Source organism: Pseudomonas sp. SDT291_1_S447, from assembly GCF_054070155.1.
Map to the genome: position 1 here is coordinate 66,732 of NZ_JBSVXS010000009.1, position 18,505 is coordinate 85,236.

Genomic DNA, 18,505 nt, shown 5'->3' on the forward strand with positions numbered 1-18,505 from the left:
TCAACACTGAACGGCTTCAGAGCTGATCCCGAGCAATCCCGCTACGGATGCGCAAGATATCCGCCAACACTGCCAAGGCAATTTCCGCCGGTGTCTTGCTGCCGAGGTTAAGCCCGATCGGCGCATGAATCCGCGCCAGCTCAGCCTCGCCCAAGCCGCCAATCCGACGTAACCGCTCAAAGCGCCTCTGCGAAGTCTGCTGCGAGCCCATCACGCCGATGTAAAACGCCTCGGTGCGCACCGCTTCCATCATCGCCAGGTCGTCGATGCGCGGATCGTGAGTGAGCGCTACGACCGCCGTATCACGATGACAACCACCGTCAGCAATAAACACCGACGGCAATTGCCGACGAATCTCCACGCCATCCAGCACCACGCCTTCAAGCACCTCATCGCGCGGATCACAGAGAATCACCTCAAACCCGAGGCCGACAGCAAACTCGGCACACGCCTGCGCCACACTGGAATACCCAGCGAGCAATAAACGCTGCGCCGCACCAACGCGAATCCGTACCCGATCAATCTCGCGCTCGATCCGCGCACCCTGCTCGCGATCAGCGAACAGACTGCGCGCACCACTGGCCAGATCAACCTCGCGAATCAAGCGGCGCTGACCGAGCAGCGCCGACTCCAATTCACGCAGATGCGCCTGCACCTCGCAGTCAGCGTCAAATTTCTCTACCAGCACATCAAGAATGCCGCCACAAGGCAGGCTGACCCGCGAGCGCGGATCGTCGCCTTCGCCGTAACGCACGACGTTGACCGCGTCGATAAACGCACCTTCGGCGACGCGCTCTAGGAAATCTTCCTCGACGCAACCGCCGGACAGCGAGCCGATCCACTGTCCGCCATCGCTCACCGCCAGCAGCGAACCCGGCGCACGCGGTGCCGAACCGTAGGTAGTCAGCACGGTGCAGAGCCAGATGCGCTGCCCCGCCACCGACCACTTCAGCGCTCGCCGCACCACTTGTAGATCGAGATGCTGCATGTCAGTGCGCCTTGTGCTCGATGGACGGTGCGTCGGCTTGCAGCTTCTGCACTTCACTCACGGCCAACTCAGCGGATTGACCACCCCAACCTTGACGCAGGTAGTTGAGCAGATCGGTCAGCTGTTCAGGACTGAGCTTGCCAGCGAAGCCCGGCATCGGTTGCATGCGCTCGAAACCGGAGAACTTTTGCTCGCCGATCCCATCCTCGATCACGCGCAACAGGTTGCGTGGATCTTCGAGGCGCAACGTGGTGTTGCCGCGCATGGCCACCGCGATGTGTGGTTTGCCTTCGCCACCGACCGCATGGCAACCGGCGCAGACGTTCAGGTATTCCTGCTGGCCGCGCTGGGCGCTGGCGCTGAGTTTCTCGACTGGCACTTCGACGAGGGCTTTGGCTGCCGGCGGTTTATCGCCGAGCAGGAACGTCGCCATCGCCGCCAGGTCCGCATCGCTCAGGCCTTGGGTGCTGTTGTGAAACACCGGAAACATCTCGTTGAACATCGTCCCCTGCGCACTCATGCCGTGCTTGAGGAACGTGGCCAGATCCTGCTCGTTCCAGCCGCGAGCGGCCAGATCGGTGGCCAGCAGGCTCGGCGCCAGATAACCATTGAGGATGCCGCCGGTGAGGCGTTTATCCAGCTGCATCGCACCCGGCAGACCGCGCGGGGTGTGGCATTCGCCGCAGTGACCAAGGACTTCGACCATGTACTGGCCGTGCTTCCAGGCTTCGCTTTTGCCTTCGGCTGGCTCCAGTTTCAGGGCTTTGCCGTACATCATGTTCCAGCCGATCAGGCCCGGACGCACGTTGAACGGAAAGCTCAGGCTGGTGACCGGGGCTGCACGCTCGATCGGCTCGATGGTTTTCAGGTACGCATGGATCGCATCCGAATCTTCACGCGGCATCAGGTGATACGAGGTGTACGGCATCGCCGGATACAGGTTCGCACCATCGCGACGCTTGCCTTCGGTCAGCGCAGCAAAGAACTCGTCATCGTTGTACAAACCGATACCGTGCTCCTTGCTCGGGGTGATGTTGGTGCCGTAGATCGTGCCGAACGGCGACACAATCGGCAGGCCACCAGCAAATGGTGCGCCACCCGCTGCCGTGTGGCAGGCCATGCAGTCAGCGGCGCGGGCGAGGTATTCGCCGCGCTTGACCTGATCATCGGCGTGGGCAAACAACACCGGCGCGGCGAGGCCGACCGCCAGGCTCAGGCGGGTCAGAAAAAGCTTCATGCTTAACCCTCCTTGACCAGGCCGAGATCGGTCAGCACGTTGCGGGTGGCGTTGTAATAACGCACGTACCCGGTGCAACGGCAGACGTGGTGGCCGAGGCTGTCCTCGATGACTTGTTCGAGCTTGCTCTGCACGATCGGCTGGCGCTGCAACTTCTCGACCAGCACGGTCGCGGCGTTGACGAAGCCCGGCGCGCAGTAGCTGCACTGGAACGCGAACTCATCGACGAAGCGCTGCTGGATCGGGTTCAGTTCGGTGACTTGGCCCGACTCGTCACGCTTGGCGTGGGATTCGATGGTGCGGACTTTCTTGCCTTCGAAGTAATGTGCGCCGGTGATGCAGGTGCGCACTTCCTCGCTAGTGCCGTCCGGGTTGTCGACGATCACCACGCAGGCGTGGCAGATGCCTTGGCCGCAGCCCAGACGCGAACCGGTGAGGTTTTTGTATTCGTGCAGGTAGTCGATCATCGGCAGGTCATCAGGGATGTCCACCGGGCCGACGGATTGACCGTTGAGGGTCAGTTGAAGCGGACGGTTAGCCATTGAGGGCCTCCTTGATGCGCGTAGCAGTGATGGGCAGATCGCGAACACGTTTACCGATGGCGTGCGCCACGGCGTTACCGATGGCACCGACAATCGGGATCATCACCACTTCGGCGATGCCTTTCGACGGATCACTTGGCGACAGTGCCGGCAGAATCTCCGACGTCTGCTTCCACACGGCAACGTGACGTGCCATCGGCAGACGGTAACGGTTGAAGTTCCAGTCACCCTCCCCCGGCCCACCTTCGTACAGCGGCATTTCTTCCATCAAGGCGTGACCGATGCCCATGGCGATACCGCCTTCGAGCTGGCCCTTGACCAGTTCTTCGACCAACACACGGCCGCACTCGACCCACGAATGGTGGTTGAGCACTTCGACTTCAGCAGAACCCTTGTTGACCTTCAGTTCGACCAGCGTCGCGACCGGGCTGTAGTAAGTCACGGCAGCGTTGTTCAACTGCACAACCGGGTAATTGATGTTCTGGCGATCCAAGAGATGGAAACCAGACGTGGTCATCAACGCTTTCTTGGCTTTCGGCGCGCCGTCACCGTATTTCACGGCGAGACCATCGAGCGGCAGACGCTCGCGCACGCCGTCGATGCTGTATTCGGCTTCGGCCCAGCTCCAGCGGTTGAACGCGTGAACGGTGGCGCCAGTCACCAGACCACGCTCGTGAGCGTGTTTGGCCAGCTCTTCGAAGGTCAACGGCTGCATGCCGTTGGCGGTGAGCTTGCCGTCGACCCAGTGCGCATCTTCGCGACGCACGACGTAAGGGTTGGCTTGACCGCCGTAAGGACCCTGACGCCAGATTTCCATGGCCGCCGGCCACAAACCGTTGTTGAACAGCACGCGTGCCGCTTCACGGGTAGCGTGACTGAAGTAGTAAGCCGAGTTGGTCGCGGACGAAGCCGAAGCCAACTTGCCGACCCAGCGCGGATTGCGCAGCAGGTTGTCCTGCTCGGTCTGGCTCATGATGTAAGGGTTGCCGCTGGTGATCAGCTGCATTTCCTTCCATTCGGTTTCGCCGGTCTTCACTTCGTGCGCCGGGCTGCCGAGGAAATCGGCCACGACCAGGGCTTGCGAGGTGGACATGCCGGTGCCGATTTCGATACCGATGTGGCGCAGGGTGATGCGACCGTCGGCAGTGAATTCGATACTTGCCATCGGCGCTTCGGAACCGGTGCCGAAGTCTTTCTGGCAGATGGCGAAACCGACGCCGTACCAGTTATCCGGGTCTGCGGCTTCGCGCTGTTTCTTGATCGCGTCACGGTTTTTCCAGACTTCGTGCACCGAGGCCTTGTCGAGGATCTCGTGCAGGCGCAAGGCACCGGCGGGGATCGCGCCCTGGGTGTTTTTCATGCCCGAGCGCAGGGCGTTCTTGCGACGGAGGTCGATGGCATCGACACCAAGGCGATTGGCGATTTCGTCGACCATCATTTCGGTCGCCGCCATGCTTTGCAGGGTGCCGTAACCGCGCATCGAACCGGCCTCAACGCCACGCGAGTGGTAGGCGGTGACTTGCAGGTCGTTCTGCGGCATGTAGTAGATCGACTGCGCCGCCGTGGCGCCCACTGCCGCTACGGATGGGCTGTAGTTGATTCGGCCACCACCGTCGACGCTCATTTCGGCGCGGAAAATCTTGAAGGTGTAGTCGTTCTTGTCCACGGCCAACTGGTAGCGGATGTCGAACGGGTGACGCTTGATGCCGCTCTGAAACTGCTCATAGCGGTCGTTGGCCAAGCGCACTGGCACACCGGCGCCGTACAACGCGGCAAGAGCTGCGTAGTAGACGAAGATGTTGTGATCTTTGGAACCGTAACCGACGGTGTAACCCGGGTGCATGTTCAGATTGTCGAGGCCGAAGCGCGACGGCGCGATCATTTTCGCGGTCTCGGTCGCTGCTTCCAGCGGACACTGGGTCGCCACCACGAAATGCAGGGTCTTGATCTTCGGGTCATACCAGCCATTGCCGTTGTCCGGCTCCATTGCGGCCGGCTCGATCGACGGGGTCTTGTAGCGCTCGTCGAATACCAGCCAGTTGTCCGGCGGCGTATCGATCTCTTGCTTCATGCGGTCGGCGTAGAACAGGCCGCGCTCGGTCAGGTTGCCGTGCAGGTTCGGCTGGGAATTCCACACCGGACGACGGTTCTTCAGCATCGGGAACAGGATCGAGTCCTTCAGGCTGGCGAACTCATCTTCATCAGCCGAGGTCGCGCCGCCAACGCGCACATAGCGGAAGCTGCCGTAGGGGTCGCCTTCGTAGAACGGCACTTGGGCACCGTAACGAATCGCCTTGTCATTGAATTTGAGTTTGTTCTTGGCCTGACGGAAACGCTCGAAGTCATTCCAGATCAGGATCGCCACCGGGTGACCGATGAACATCGGCACTTTGCCTTCTGGCAGCAGTGGATCCGGCGCGTGCTCTTCCGGGAAGACGATGCCGTCCTTGTCCAGATCCGCGGCGGTGACGATGCGGTCCGGCTGCAAATCGGCGCCGAGCCACGACAGGTCGTAACCGGCGTAGATGCGATCAGCCTTGATGGTTTTCAGCAGCATGGCGTGGCCTTGCTGTTCAGGCCAGCCCGGCATGTCCTTGGAGCGGATGTCGCGGGCAAAGACTTTGCTGCCGCAGACCTTGGACAGTGCGTCGTTACGCTGACGCGCCTTGCCGTTGTTGCCGAGCCATTTCTCGGACGGCACGGTGACGCTGTTTTCCATCAAGGCAGCCAGCGCCTGACTGCTGAGCGGCGTGAGCGTGACGCTCACACCCGCCACCAGCCCGCCCTGGAGGAACGAGCGCCGGGATATATCACGGTTGGACATGGATCATCCTCTGGGCGGTTATGTGTCCGCCCTTCTGGTTATCTACTGGGGAATCTCGAGTCTTGCAGAAGCCCTCTTTGGCGAAACAAAGGGCGTGTTGACAGTGCAAAGCTGACCGAAAGGTTAACTTTAAAGGTTTCTGCGCTCGCAGCAAACAACCAGTTACAAAAATTTGACTAAAGAATCAAAAAATCAATGCGACGTGGTACCGCATCTAGACCGCAGAGATAATTGGGCATGCCCATGTGGGAGCGAGCTTGCTCGCGAAAGCGTTGTGCCAGCCGATGCAAATTTTGAATGTGCCGACGCCTTCGCGAGCAAGCTCGCTCCCACAGGGATTTGTGTAGGGCACAGGATGGAGGGGATAGAAGAAAAAAGCGGAAAAGCCAAATTTCAGACACAAAAAACCCCGGTCTTTCGACCAGGGTCTTTGCTATCGATTCCGAATCAACCAAGGGTTGCTTTCGGTGCTTCAAGGCGTTCAGTGGTCCTTGTAGCAGATATGGCGCAGCGGACGGGACTCGAACCCGCGACCCCCGGCGTGACAGGCCGGTATTCTAACCGACTGAACTACCGCTGCGTATCGCTTTGAGCTTGCGCTCAAGTAACTCGTTTTGACTGCAAGCTTCGGTGCTTTGCAATCGCGAACCAGACAAGCCTGATTCGTAAAATATGGCGCAGCGGACGGGACTCGAACCCGCGACCCCCGGCGTGACAGGCCGGTATTCTAACCGACTGAACTACCGCTGCGCGTCGGTGCAGGCACTTTCAGCCTACGTTCTTGCTTACGCAAGTATCTCGGGAGTGGTGGGTGATGACGGGATCGAACCGCCGACATTCTGCTTGTAAGGCAGACGCTCTCCCAGCTGAGCTAATCACCCGTTTGCATCTCCGAGGCCGCGAAATTTACGCAGGTAGCGAACCTAAGTCAATAGCAGGATTGAAGTTTTTTTCAAAAACAGTTTTTAGCGGCAAGTCTCAAGCTGCAAGCAAAAGCATAAACATCTAAAGCAGACACACCGTGATCTCGCTTCAACTTGCAGCTCGACGCTTGCAGCTGCCTCTCACTGCTCGTAAATCATCTTTTTCGTCATACCACCATCGACGACGAATTCCTGCCCGGTGACAAACCCGGCATTCCTCGACAGCAACCAGGCGACCATCGCCGCTACGTCTTCAACCGTCCCTACCCTGCCCGCCGGATGCTGAGCATGATCGGCATCGGCCAAAGGCTCTGCTCGGCGCGCAGAAGGATCCCGCGCATCAATCCAGCCCGGACTGACCGCGTTGACACGAATCTCCGGACCCAGACTGATCGCCAGCGCATGCGTCAGCGCAAGCAAGCCACCCTTGCTCGCCGCGTACGCCTCGGAGTCCGCCTCCGACTGCCGTGCTCGGGTCGAGGCCAGATTGACGATGGAGCCGTTGTGCGCGCGCAGGTACGGCGCACAGTGTTTGGCCAACAACATCGGCCCACTGAGATTCACCGCCAGCACGCGATTCCAGTAAGCCAGGTCGAGACTTTCGAGCGTGATGTTGTGCGGATCAGCCACCGCCGCGTTGCACACCAGCGCATCGAGACGACCAAACTGCCCCAGCACTTCAGCAACACCGAGCGCAACCTGGCCCTCATCGGCGACGTCCATGGCGATAAACCAGGCGTTTTCGCCCAGGACTTTCGCCACTTTCGAACCGCGCGCACGATCCAGATCCGTCAGCACCACTTGCCAGCCTTCGCTGATCAGCCACGCCGCAATCCCCAGACCGATACCGCGCGCGGCCCCTGTGACCAGCGCAACGCGGCCATGGGTACCGGCTTTCGGGGTCGACAACTCGATCACAACGCTGCCAGACCGCGCGCCAGATCGGCTTGCAGATCCGCGACATCTTCCAGACCGACCGCGATGCGAATCAGACTGTCACGAATGCCCGCCGCTTCCCGCTCCTGCGGCGCCAGACGGCCGTGAGACGTAGTGCTCGGGTGCGTGATGGTGGTTTTGCTGTCACCGAGGTTGGCAGTGATCGAAATCAACCGGGTGGCATCGATAAAGCGCCAGGCGCCCTCTTTGCCGCCCTTGACTTCAAAGCTTACGACCGCGCCGAAGCCCTTCTGCTGACGCTGGGCCAGTTCGTGCTGCGGATGGCTCTTCAGACCGGCGTAATGCACCTTCTCGATGCCGTCCTGCTGCTCCAGCCATTCGGCCAGTTCCTGAGCGTTCGCGCAGTGCGCCTTCATTCGCAGATTCAGGGTTTCCAGACCTTTGAGGAAGATCCACGCATTGAACGGGCTCAAGGTCGGCCCGGCGGTGCGCAGGAAGCCGACGACTTCTTTCATCTGCTCGCTGCGACCGGCCACCACACCGCCCATGCAACGGCCTTGGCCGTCGATGAATTTGGTCGCCGAGTGCACGACGATGTCTGCGCCCATTTTCAGCGGCTGTTGCAACGCCGGTGTGCAGAAGCAGTTGTCGACTACCAGCATCGCGCCTTTGGCGTGCGCGATTTCCGCCAGTGCGGTGATATCGACCAGCTCAGCCAATGGATTGGAAGGCGATTCGACAAAGAGCAACTTGGTGTTGGGCTTGATCGCCGCATCCCACGCCGACAGATCGGCCAACGGAACGTAATCGACTTCCACGCCGAAACGCTTGAAGTACTTCTCGAACAGGCTGATGGTCGAGCCGAATACGCTGCGCGAAACCAGCACATGATCGCCGGCGCTGCACAGACTCATCACCACCGCCATGATCGCCGCCATGCCGGTTGCGGTCGCAACGGCTTGCTCGGCGCTTTCCAGCGCGGCAATGCGTTCTTCGAACGCGCGTACGGTCGGGTTGGTGTAACGCGAGTAAACGTTGCCCGGCACTTCCCCGGCAAACCGCGCGGCGGCGTCGGCAGCCGTGCGGAACACGTAGCTGGAGGTGAAGAACATCGGATCACCGTGCTCGCCTTCCGGCGTACGGTGCTGACCGGCACGTACGGCCAGGGTATCGAACGCTACGCCTTCGAGGTCGCTGTCCAGCCGACCGGCATCCCATTCCTGACTCATGCTGTCACTCCTTGCCCTGTTCTCGAAAATTGAAAGTCAGATACAAAACCGGCCCCTCAGGGCCGGTAGAAACTCAGTTGTTGTACAGATCGATGATCGCACTGACCGCCTGGGTCTTGACCTTCGAGGCATCGTTGCGGGCCTGTTCGATCTTGTCCAGGTAAGCCTCATCGACGTCGCCGGTGACGTACTTGCCGTCGAACACCGCGCAATCGAAGTTCTCGATCTTGATCTTGCCGCCACCGACCGCTTCGATCAAGTCAGGCAGGTCCTGATAGATCAGCCAGTCAGCACCGATCAGATCCGCCACGTCCTGAGTCGAACGGTTGTGTGCGATCAGTTCGTGGGCGCTTGGCATGTCGATGCCATACACGTTCGGGAAGCGTACCGCTGGGGCTGCCGAGCAGAAGTAGACGTTTTTCGCGCCGGCTTCGCGGGCCATCTGGATGATCTGCTTGCACGTGGTGCCACGCACGATCGAGTCGTCGACCAGCATCACGTTCTTGCCGCGGAATTCCAGCTCGATGGCGTTGAGCTTCTGGCGTACCGACTTCTTGCGCGCCGCTTGGCCCGGCATGATGAACGTACGGCCGATGTAACGGTTCTTGACGAAACCTTCGCGGAATTTCACGCCCAGGTGGTTGGCCAGTTCGAGCGCCGCGGTACGGCTGGTGTCCGGAATCGGGATCACCACGTCGATGTCGTGCTCTGGACGCTCGCGCAGGATCTTCTCGGCGAGCTTCTCGCCCATGCGCAGACGGGCCTTGTAGACCGACACGCCGTCGATGATCGAATCCGGACGCGCCAGGTAGACGTGCTCGAAAATGCATGGAGTCAGGGACGGGTTGGTCGCGCACTGACGGGTGTGCAGCTTGCCGTCTTCAGTGATGTAGACCGCTTCGCCCGGTGCCAGGTCGCGAATCAGGGTGAAACCGAGCACGTCCAGCGAAACGCTTTCGGAGGCGATCATGTACTCGACGCCTTCGTCAGTGTGACGCTGGCCGAACACGATCGGGCGGATGCCGTGCGGATCACGGAAGCCGACGATGCCATAACCGGTGACCATCGCCACAACGGCGTAGCCGCCGACGCAACGGTTGTGCACGTCGGTCACGGCGGCAAACACGTCTTCTTCGGTCGGTTGCAGCTTGCCGCGCTGGGCCAGCTCATGCGCGAACACGTTGAGCAGCACTTCCGAGTCGGAACTGGTGTTGACGTGACGCAGATCGGATTCGTAGATCTCTTTGGCCAACTGCTCAACGTTGGTCAGGTTACCGTTGTGCGCCAGCGTAATGCCGTAAGGCGAGTTGACGTAGAACGGCTGAGCTTCGGCCGACGTCGAGCTGCCCGCGGTCGGGTAACGGACGTGGCCGATACCCATGTGGCCGACCAGACGCTGCATGTGACGCTGTTGAAACACGTCACGCACCAGGCCATTGTCCTTGCGCAGGAACAACCGGCCATCATGGCTGGTCACGATACCGGCAGCGTCCTGGCCGCGGTGCTGGAGCACGGTTAGCGCGTCATACAGCGCCTGATTGACGTTCGACTTACCGACGATACCGACGATGCCACACATGCGACGCAACCCCTACTTAATGGATCTGAACTGAACAACACTCACTGAGGCGTTTTCGCCGACGGCAAGAGTTGCTCCTTGAACGGAATATCAGCGGGTACGCTGATTCCGCTGGCAAGCCACTGACTGCTCCACCCGAGTATCAGGTTTTTGGACCAGTCGGCGACCAATAGAAACTTTGGTACGAGCTGTGATTCTTTCCACCACCCGTCCTGCTGTACCGGCCCCAGGCTCAACAGCCCGACCGCCACGACCACCAGCAACACGCCACGCGCAGCGCCGAAGGCCATGCCGAGGAATCGATCGGTCCCGGACAACCCGGTGACGCGTACCAACTCGCCGATAAGATAATTGATCATTGCGCCCACGATCAGTGTGGCGACAAACATGATGGCACAGCCCGCGATCACGCGAGCCGATGGGGTTTCGATGTATCCGGCGAGGTACTCGGACAGTGAGCCACCGAACATCCAGGCGACGGCTCCTGCGATGATCCAGGTCACCAGCGATAATGCTTCCTTGACGAAGCCGCGGCTCAAACTGATCAAAGCGGAGATGGCGATGATTGCAACGATCGCCCAGTCAACCCAGGTAAATGGCACAGTGCAGCCTACAGACGGATAAGGCGGCGCATTTTAGCAGAGCGCATGCCTCTCGGTAAGCTGCGATTGTCAGTGCATTTCAATCGGCGCGATAGTTTTTAGCCGCGCTCAGGCTGGAAGCGCACGACAAACCCCTTGAGGTTCTGCTGACGCCCCAACAGATCACGCAGCCGATCGGCTTCGGCACGCTCGATCAGCGGCCCGACGAACACTCGATTCTTGCCATCGGCTGAACGGATGTAGGCGTTGTAGCCTTGGCTGCGCAGGTTTTTTTGCAGGCTTTCGGCACTGGCGCGGCTCGACAGGCTGGCCAGTTGCACCGACCAGCTCACCGACAGACCATTGGCATCGACACGGCTTTGCGTGGTGTCAGGCTTGCTCGATGCCGAGGTAATCGGCTGGGCAGGCGCAGGAATCGGCTTGGCCACCGCGGGCGGCGCAGCAGGCTTGGTGATCATAATGGGCGCTGTTGCTGCCGGTGCCGGTGCAACGGGCGCAGCAGGCGCCGTGTCTTCGGCGACTTCTTCGTCCGTTGGCACAGGTTCTTGCGGCAAGGCTTGCGGTTCAGGCACTGCAACCGTTTCCATCTGAATCTGCGGCATGGCAGGCGCCTGCGGAGACGCCGGCGCCTCAACGGTCACCTGACGCTGTTCATCCTGACGGGAAAACAGCATCGGCAGGAAGATCACCGCCAGCGCAACCAGCACCAGAGCGCCAACCATGCGCTGCTTGTACGCTTTATCCAGCAAAGCCATTTGCCGCTTCCTCCGTGGAGCGCCGGGCCAGCCATTCAAGGGCCTCGGCGACACAATAAAATGATCCGAACAACAGAATCTCGTCGTCGCTTGTAGCCACTGCGCACTGCCCTTCCAGAGCGGCGGCGACACTGTCGTAAGACGTGACCGCAGCGCCAAGGTTCTGCAATGCAGCGTTTAATTCAGCCACTGGACGTGCGCGCGGCGAATCCAGCGGTGCAACGGCCCAATGCTCGACACTAGCATTCAATTCGCTGACAACACCATCCAGATCCTTGTCCGCCAGCAGACCAAACACCGCCAGTCGCTTGCCGACCGGTGGACGCGAGGCCAGACGACGGGCCAGATACTCGGCAGCATGCGGGTTGTGGCCAACATCCAGCAACAGATTCAGACGCTTGCCGTTCCACTCGAACGAGCGGCGATCCAGCCGCCCGACCACGCGAGTGGCCTGCAACGCTGCGACGATCCGCCGCGCATTCCACGGCAAACCGAGCAGCAGATACGCCTGCAACGCCAGCGCGGCGTTTTCCATTGGCAGATCGAGCAACGGCAAGTCACGCAACTCGACAACCTTGCCTTGCGCATCGGTGCCGCGCCATTGCCAGTGCTGATCGGTAATGCCGAGGTCGAAGTCACGCCCACGCAGGAAGAACGGACAGGCCAGTTCACGCGCCTTGTCGAGCAGCGGTTGCGGAGGATTCAGATCGCCGCACAAGGCAGGCTTGCCCTGGCGGAAAATTCCGGCCTTCTCGAAAGCCACGGATTCACGGGTATCACCGAGATAATCGGCATGATCGACACCAATGCTGGTGACCAGCGCGATATCGGCATCAACCACATTGACCGTATCCAGACGCCCGCCCAGCCCGACTTCCAGCACCACCGCATCGAGCCCGGCCTGCTGAAACAGCCAGAACGCCGCGAGGGTGCCCATTTCGAAGTAGGTCAGGGAAGTGTCGCCGCGCCCGGCCTCGACCGCAGCGAAGGCTTCACACAGCTGCGCGTCAGTGGCTTCGACGCCATTGAGCTGCACCCGCTCGTTGTAACGCAGCAGGTGCGGAGAATTGTAGACACCAACGCTCAGACCCTGCGCGCGCAGCAATGAAGCCACGAAAGCGCAGGTCGAACCCTTGCCGTTGGTGCCGGTGACCGTGATCACCCGAGGCGCCGGCTGGCCCAGCCCCATGCGGGACGCTACCTGTTGTGAACGCTCCAGGCCCATGTCGATGGCCGACGGATGCAACTGCTCAAGGTAGGCGAGCCATTCGCCAAGGGTGCGCTCGGTCATAGGCCAGCAGGTACCGGTGGAACCACGATCGGCTCGATTGGCGCGGCGACGAATTTCGGCGTCGGCTTGCCAGTCATTTGTGCCAGCAGGTTACCCAGACGCGGGCGCAGTTCCTGACGGTGGATGATCATGTCGATCGCACCGTGCTCCAGCAGGAATTCGCTGCGCTGGAAACCTTCCGGCAGTTTTTCACGCACGGTTTGCTCGATAACGCGCGGACCGGCAAAGCCGATCAGGGCTTTCGGCTCACCGACAATGACGTCGCCAAGCATCGCCAGACTCGCGGAAACACCACCGTAGACCGGGTCGGTCAGTACGGAGATGAATGGAATGCCCTCTTCACGCAGACGCGCCAGCACAGCCGAGGTCTTGGCCATCTGCATCAGCGAGATCAGCGCTTCCTGCATGCGCGCACCACCGGAGGCGGCGAAGCAGATCATCGGGCAGCGGTTTTCCAGCGCATAGTTGGCGGCGCGCACGAAGCGTTCACCAACGATGGCGCCCATCGAACCGCCCATGAAGCTGAATTCGAACGCCGAAACCACTACCGGCATGCCCAGCAAAGTGCCGCTGACGGAGATCAGCGCGTCTTTTTCGCCAGTCTGCTTCTGGGCAGCGGTCAGGCGATCCTTGTACTTCTTGCCGTCGCGGAATTTCAGGCGGTCAACCGGCTCCAGATCGGCGCCCAGTTCGTTGCGACCTTCGGCATCGAGGAAGATGTCGATGCGCGCACGTGCGCCGATGCGCATGTGATGGTTGCACTTGGGGCAAACGTCCAGGGTCTTTTCCAGCTCTGGACGATACAGCACCGCCTCGCAAGACGGGCATTTGTGCCACAGACCTTCAGGCACCGAGCTCTTCTTGACCTCGGAACGCATGATCGAAGGGATCAGTTTGTCTACTAACCAGTTGCTCATGCTTTCTTTCTCCAGTACCGGCGGCCCGAACGCTCTGGTTCGCAGCCCCGCGTATGCCCTTGAGCTAAATTCATGTGTGTGGCGATGATTGGTGGAACGCCACGGTCAGCGCGAAACATGACCTGCGTGCGATCCAGAAACCCTCAGCCGCGCCTGCTTTGTGCAAGTGCATTGATGGACGGCGGCAGACTGCCAGCCGTCACATCAATATGGCGCTTTGCGTACCGCTTTGATGAACGCGTGAATCTTTGCGTGATCCTTGATGCCCTTGCTCGCCTCTACCCCACCGCTGACGTCTACCGCGTAGGGTTTTACCCGGGCCACGGCGTCGGCGACGTTCTCAGGGGTCAGGCCGCCGGCCAGAATCAACGGCTTGCTCAAACCCTGCGGAATCAATGACCAGTCGAAGGCCTCACCGGTTCCGCCGGGCACGCCCTCGACGTAGGTGTCGAGCAGCACGCCACTGGCGCTTGGATAGGCATCAACCGCTGCCGCAATATCGTCGCCAGCCTTGACCCGCAGCGCCTTGATATACGGACGATGCCAGCCTTCGCAGTCTTCAGCGACTTCATCGCCATGGAACTGCAGCAGATCCAGCGGCACGGCATCGAGGATTTCCCCCAACTCGCAGCGGCTGGCGTTAACGAACAGACCCACAGTGGTGACAAATGGCGGCAACGCCTTGATGATCGCCCGCGCCTGCTGCACGGTCACCGCCCGCGGGCTCTTGGCGTAGAACACGAACCCGATCGCATCCGCCCCGGCCTCAACGGCGGCCAGCGCATCTTCTATGCGGGTAATCCCGCAGATCTTGCTGCGAACGGCTGACATATCGAGAAAAACTCCGAGGCAGAAACCGGGAAAGTCCCGGATGGTAACAAAAGCGTTCGAGGGCGTCAGCCGTCAAGTTCGGAGAAACCCGTAAGGAAATGTGGCCCGATAAAACGCTCGGGCAACGGGAATTCGTCGTGGTACTCGACCTGCACCAGATACAGGCCGTACGGATGAGCTGTAACGCCGCCGGAACGGCGCTCGCGGCTTTCCAGCACTTCCTTCATCCACTCCACCGGACGCTCACCGGCACCGATGGTCATCAGCACACCGGCGATATTGCGCACCATGTGATGCAGAAATGCATTAGCGCGGATGTCGAGCACGATCATCTTGCCGTGACGGGTCACGCGCAGGTGATGCATCTTCTTGATCGGTGATTTGGCCTGGCACTGGCCGGCGCGGAAGGCACTGAAATCGTGAGTGCCAATCAGGTATTGCGCGGCCTCGGCCATACGCTCGACGTCCAGCGGGCGGTGGTTCCAAGTGATTTCTTCGTTGAGATGCGCCGGACGGATCTGATCGTTGTAGATCACGTAGCGGTAACGCCGGGCGATGGCTTTGAAGCGCGCGTGAAAATGCGCCGGCATCACCCGCGCCCAACTGACGCTGATGTCATGGGGCAGATTGATATTGGCGCCCATGACCCAGGCTTTCAGCGAACGATCGACGGTTGTATCGAAATGCACCACTTGCCCGCAGGCATGCACGCCCGCGTCGGTGCGCCCGGCGCACTGTAGCGAAACCGGTGAGTTGGCGACTTTCGACAGGGCTTTTTCCAGCTCTTCCTGCACCGTCGCCACACCCGTCAACTGACGCTGCCAGCCGCTGTAGCGCGAGCCTTTGTACTCAACGCCCAGCGCGACGCGGTAAAAGCCGTCGGGGGCCATTTCGGCGACCGGGTTATCTATGTTTGCCAAGGTGGGACAGCCTGCTGTTTGTGCAAAGGCGGGCATTATAAGGCTGTGGTTCAGGGATGCCAGAACTCTCTATTGGCAGTTCTGGCCCTATCGCGAGCAGGCTCACTCCTACAGGGGAACGCATTCCAAATGTAGGAGTGAGCCTGCTCGCGATAGCAATCCTTCAGACACCACTGAATCCCGCCCAAACAAAAACGGCAGCCTCAATGGGCTGCCGCTTTCGTTTATCGCTGGACTTACTACAAGCTCGACAGCATGTCCTTGGCTTCGCCACGCTGCTTCTCGTCACCCTCGGTCAACACTTCGTTGAGGATGTCGCGCGCACCGTCGCTGTCGCCCATATCGATGTAGGCCTGGGCCAGATCAAGCTTGGTCGCGGCTTCATCGGTGCCGGCGAGGAAGTCGAAATCGTCTTCACCCAGATCACCACCGATTGCCGCATCGGCTTCGGTGAAGGTCGGCTCGGCAATGCTCTGCGACAGGCGATCCAGCTCGGCGTTGACGTCATCCAGCTCGGCCGCGAACGCATCGGGTTCCGCCGCAGGATTGCTGTCCATTTCGTCGGCCAGCGACAGGTCGAAATCGGCCGGCAGCTCCAGATCATCCTGTGGCACGTCAGCCACCACCGGCGCCTCGACCGGAGGCAGATCCTTCACGCCTTCGTCCAGATCCAGCAGGAAGTCATCGTCCGCCAGATCAACCGCAGGCGCCGGCTCGGCCCCCAGGTCCATATCCAGGTCGAAGTCCGACAGGTCGTCCAGGTTCTCCTTGATCTCGGTCTGCTGTTGCAGCACCGATTCAAAGCTCAGGTCGTCGTCAGACGGGAATTCGTCCAGCTCGACCGGGGCTTCAGGCTCAACCACTGGCGCAGGCTCGACCGGGGTGATGTTGTCGAGATCGTCCAGACTCAGATCAAACGCGCTGTCCAGATCATCTTCCACTGGCGTCGGCGCAGGTGCTTCTGGCTCATCCAGCAGCAGCTCCTTGACGTATTGCGCGTCCAGTTCGGCAGCCACGGCAGCAGCGGCCAGACCCGTAGCAGCCACGACGGCCATGGCCGGGAAGCGGCTTTTCAGCTCTTCGACCTTGGCGAAGTTGTCGCCATTGGCCACCAGTTGACGCTCCTGACCGACGAACGCATCGCGATCGCCCTGCTGACCGTAGACTTCCATCAGCTTCAGACGCAGATCACTGCGCTGCGGCTCCAGGCTGACGCCCTCTTCAAGCAGAGCGGCAGCCTGATTCAGGCGACCGGCGTTGATGTGCGATTGCGCCTTGTCGAGCACGTCATCGGAACGCTCGGCGGCCGGTGCCACCAGCGGCGCGGCAATCGGCTCAGCCATCACGATTGGCGCCACTACCGGAGCCACAACTGGAGCAGGAGCAGGCGCCGGGGTGTTGAGTTTGACGCTTGCCGCCGGAGTTTCCAGGCCTTCGAAGCTGCTTTCCGGCAGATCCTGTTCGGCGGAGAACTCTTGCTCTTCCGACAGAGCACGGGCCATGCGCATGTGTTTTTCGGCTTCCTGCTGGGCTTTGCGGCGACGCGCCAGCAGCAACAGCAGAAGCAGCAGAACGACGGCGCCACCACCGACCAGACCCAGCAGGATCGGATTGGTCAGCAGCTCGTTGAAGGTCTTTTCATCATCGGCGGCAGGCTTGGTTTCGACAACCGGCTCAACCACTGGCTCAACCGGCGTCTCGGCGGGTGGCGCAATGGCGGATTCTGGCGTCGGCGCTGCTTCTGCAGGAGTAGCCGGCGGTGTGGCTGCCAGCTCAGCAGTGATCGCCGGAACTGGTGCGACTGCGCCATTCGCGGCCGGCGCAGCGCCCGCCCCTTCAGCCTGCAGTTTCGCCAGTTGATTGTTCTTCAGCTCGATGAGCTTTTGCAGCTTGTCCATCTGACTTTGCAGATCGGACATGCGGCTTTTCAGTTCCTCGTTGTCACGACGGGTCGTGTCGAGGTTTTCCTGAGTGACCGCAAGCTTGTTGCTCAAGGCTTGGGCGTCACCTGCCGGACCTTTGCCGCGCGCCTTGGCATTTTCGGCGGAGACCAGGCTCAGATTGTCCTGGGCGTTCTGTGCGCCAGCGGTATTGCCGCGACCACGGTTGGTCGCATCAAGTTGTTGCTGACCGGTGCCGGGCTTGGCCACATAGCGACGGCCCGTGCGCCACGCTTCGTTCTGCGCCGCGACCTCGGCAATCGCTTTTGACTGCGGCAATGCAGTGCTTTGCACCGAATCCGGCAGACGTAGCACCTGACCGGTTTTCAGACGGTTGATGTTGCCGCCAATGAACGCATCCGGATTCAGTGCCTGAATAGCCAGCATGGTCTGCTGCACCGAGCCACCATTGCGCGCCTTCGCGGCGATTTCCCACAAGGTGTCGCGCGGCGTGGTGGTGTATTGCGTCGAGTGCGTAGCGCCAGTGGTGGGCGCAGCAATGGTCTGCGACGGCACCGGTTGTGCGGCGGCATCAGCGGTCTGTGGCGAGAATTTCGAAGGATCGAGCAGCACGCTGTAGTCGCGCAGCAGACGGCCGTTCGGCCACATCACCTGCACGAGGAATTTGACCATCGGTTCCGACAACGGCTTGCTCGAGGTGACGCGCAGCACGCTTTTGCCGCTGGCGTTGAGCACCGGAGTGAAGGTCAGATCGTTGAGGAAGGCCTGGCGATCGACGCCGGCCTTGGCAAAATCTTCGGGTGAAGCCAGGCTCGGCACCACTTCGGCAGCGGTGAGATCCTTGACGTCGAGCAGCTCGATCTCGGCCACCAGCGGCTGGTTCAGGGTCGACTTCAGGGTCAGCTCCCCGAGCCCGAGGGCATGCGCCATACCGGAGGACAGCGCCGAGGCGGCCGCTATTGCTAACACCAGTTTGCGAACTTGAACCATAGCCTCATCCTTTGTTTGAACGTTCCTCGGCCAGCGAGAAGATATTGATTGTCGCTGCCGTAAGGCATTGCGCGCGACG

Annotated in this window: 14 protein-coding genes and 3 tRNA genes; all 17 read right to left on the minus strand. The window is 60.7% G+C overall.

What is annotated here, in order from left to right:
- Positions 1–16: 16 nt before the first annotated feature.
- Positions 17–988 carry an XdhC family protein gene (locus ACW9IR_RS05510; RefSeq protein WP_457462072.1) on the minus strand — a complete coding sequence of 324 codons (972 nt, stop codon included), beginning with the start codon at positions 986–988 and terminating at the stop codon, positions 17–19.
- Between the two features lies 1 nt (position 989).
- Positions 990–2,225 carry a c-type cytochrome gene (locus tag ACW9IR_RS05515; RefSeq protein WP_457462074.1) on the minus strand — a complete coding sequence of 412 codons (1,236 nt, stop codon included), beginning with the start codon at positions 2,223–2,225 and terminating at the stop codon, positions 990–992.
- Positions 2,226–2,227: 2 nt separating this feature from the next.
- Positions 2,228–2,767 (minus strand): (2Fe-2S)-binding protein, encoded by a 540-nt coding sequence (locus ACW9IR_RS05520; protein ID WP_102901229.1) that lies wholly within the window; start codon positions 2,765–2,767, stop codon positions 2,228–2,230.
- A complete protein-coding gene (locus ACW9IR_RS05525; protein ID WP_457462077.1) occupies positions 2,760–5,591 on the minus strand; it encodes a xanthine dehydrogenase family protein molybdopterin-binding subunit in 2,832 nt (943 codons plus the stop codon). The genes ACW9IR_RS05520 and ACW9IR_RS05525 overlap by 8 nt, the downstream gene beginning before the upstream one ends.
- A gap of 503 nt (positions 5,592–6,094) precedes the next feature.
- Positions 6,095–6,171, minus strand: a tRNA-Asp gene (locus tag ACW9IR_RS05530).
- Between the two features lie 93 nt (positions 6,172–6,264).
- Positions 6,265–6,341: transfer RNA gene (locus tag ACW9IR_RS05535), tRNA-Asp, on the minus strand.
- A gap of 55 nt (positions 6,342–6,396) precedes the next feature.
- Positions 6,397–6,472 (minus strand) — tRNA-Val (locus ACW9IR_RS05540).
- A 183-nt stretch (positions 6,473–6,655) separates the two neighbouring features.
- Positions 6,656–7,432: an SDR family oxidoreductase gene (locus ACW9IR_RS05545; RefSeq protein WP_034152763.1), complete on the minus strand. Its 777-nt coding sequence runs from the start codon at positions 7,430–7,432 to the stop codon at positions 6,656–6,658.
- A complete protein-coding gene (locus ACW9IR_RS05550; RefSeq protein WP_102901231.1) occupies positions 7,429–8,640 on the minus strand; it encodes an O-succinylhomoserine sulfhydrylase in 1,212 nt (403 codons plus the stop codon). Before ACW9IR_RS05550 ends, ACW9IR_RS05545 begins: the two co-directional genes overlap by 4 nt.
- 73 nt (positions 8,641–8,713) lie before the next feature.
- Complete coding sequence (purF, locus tag ACW9IR_RS05555; protein WP_016984539.1) at positions 8,714–10,219, minus strand: amidophosphoribosyltransferase; 1,506 nt, start codon at positions 10,217–10,219, stop codon at positions 8,714–8,716.
- Positions 10,220–10,260: 41 nt separating this feature from the next.
- A complete protein-coding gene (locus tag ACW9IR_RS05560; RefSeq protein WP_039771589.1) occupies positions 10,261–10,821 on the minus strand; it encodes a CvpA family protein in 561 nt (186 codons plus the stop codon).
- Positions 10,822–10,919: 98 nt separating this feature from the next.
- Positions 10,920–11,576 carry an SPOR domain-containing protein gene (locus tag ACW9IR_RS05565; protein ID WP_110719694.1) on the minus strand — a complete coding sequence of 219 codons (657 nt, stop codon included), beginning with the start codon at positions 11,574–11,576 and terminating at the stop codon, positions 10,920–10,922.
- A complete protein-coding gene (gene folC / locus ACW9IR_RS05570) occupies positions 11,560–12,867 on the minus strand; it encodes a bifunctional tetrahydrofolate synthase/dihydrofolate synthase (protein ID WP_457462080.1) in 1,308 nt (435 codons plus the stop codon). The genes ACW9IR_RS05565 and folC overlap by 17 nt, the downstream gene beginning before the upstream one ends.
- Positions 12,864–13,784, minus strand: a complete 921-nt coding sequence (gene accD, locus ACW9IR_RS05575; protein ID WP_016984535.1) for an acetyl-CoA carboxylase, carboxyltransferase subunit beta — start codon at positions 13,782–13,784, stop codon at positions 12,864–12,866. Before accD ends, folC begins: the two co-directional genes overlap by 4 nt.
- Positions 13,785–13,988: 204 nt before the next feature.
- Positions 13,989–14,615: a phosphoribosylanthranilate isomerase gene (locus ACW9IR_RS05580; protein ID WP_102901234.1), complete on the minus strand. Its 627-nt coding sequence runs from the start codon at positions 14,613–14,615 to the stop codon at positions 13,989–13,991.
- A gap of 65 nt (positions 14,616–14,680) precedes the next feature.
- Positions 14,681–15,505 (minus strand): tRNA pseudouridine(38-40) synthase TruA, encoded by an 825-nt coding sequence (gene truA, locus ACW9IR_RS05585; protein ID WP_034152768.1) that lies wholly within the window; start codon positions 15,503–15,505, stop codon positions 14,681–14,683.
- Between the two features lie 269 nt (positions 15,506–15,774).
- The gene (locus tag ACW9IR_RS05590; protein ID WP_457462082.1) at positions 15,775–18,426 is read right to left on the minus strand and encodes a FimV/HubP family polar landmark protein; all 2,652 of its coding nucleotides are present in this window, start codon (positions 18,424–18,426) and stop codon (positions 15,775–15,777) included.
- Positions 18,427–18,505: the final 79 nt, after the last annotated feature.

What these genes read in the sequence shown, in the direction of transcription:
- ACW9IR_RS05525 (WP_457462077.1), bottom strand. Translation starts at nt 5,591, where the DNA reads ATGTCCAACCGTGATATATCCCGGCGCTCGTTCCTCCAGGGCGGGCTG.
- purF (WP_016984539.1), bottom strand. Translation starts at nt 10,219, where the DNA reads ATGTGTGGCATCGTCGGTATCGTCGGTAAGTCGAACGTCAATCAGGCG.
- ACW9IR_RS05565 (WP_110719694.1), bottom strand. Translation starts at nt 11,576, where the DNA reads ATGGCTTTGCTGGATAAAGCGTACAAGCAGCGCATGGTTGGCGCTCTG.
- ACW9IR_RS05590 (WP_457462082.1), bottom strand. Translation starts at nt 18,426, where the DNA reads ATGGTTCAAGTTCGCAAACTGGTGTTAGCAATAGCGGCCGCCTCGGCG.
- truA (WP_034152768.1), bottom strand. Translation starts at nt 15,505, where the DNA reads ATGGCCCCCGACGGCTTTTACCGCGTCGCGCTGGGCGTTGAGTACAAA.
- ACW9IR_RS05550 (WP_102901231.1), bottom strand. Translation starts at nt 8,640, where the DNA reads ATGAGTCAGGAATGGGATGCCGGTCGGCTGGACAGCGACCTCGAAGGC.
- ACW9IR_RS05515 (WP_457462074.1), bottom strand. Translation starts at nt 2,225, where the DNA reads ATGAAGCTTTTTCTGACCCGCCTGAGCCTGGCGGTCGGCCTCGCCGCG.
- ACW9IR_RS05510 (WP_457462072.1), bottom strand. Translation starts at nt 988, where the DNA reads ATGCAGCATCTCGATCTACAAGTGGTGCGGCGAGCGCTGAAGTGGTCG.
- accD (WP_016984535.1), bottom strand. Translation starts at nt 13,784, where the DNA reads ATGAGCAACTGGTTAGTAGACAAACTGATCCCTTCGATCATGCGTTCC.
- ACW9IR_RS05580 (WP_102901234.1), bottom strand. Translation starts at nt 14,615, where the DNA reads ATGTCAGCCGTTCGCAGCAAGATCTGCGGGATTACCCGCATAGAAGAT.
- ACW9IR_RS05520 (WP_102901229.1), bottom strand. Translation starts at nt 2,767, where the DNA reads ATGGCTAACCGTCCGCTTCAACTGACCCTCAACGGTCAATCCGTCGGC.
- folC (WP_457462080.1), bottom strand. Translation starts at nt 12,867, where the DNA reads ATGACCGAGCGCACCCTTGGCGAATGGCTCGCCTACCTTGAGCAGTTG.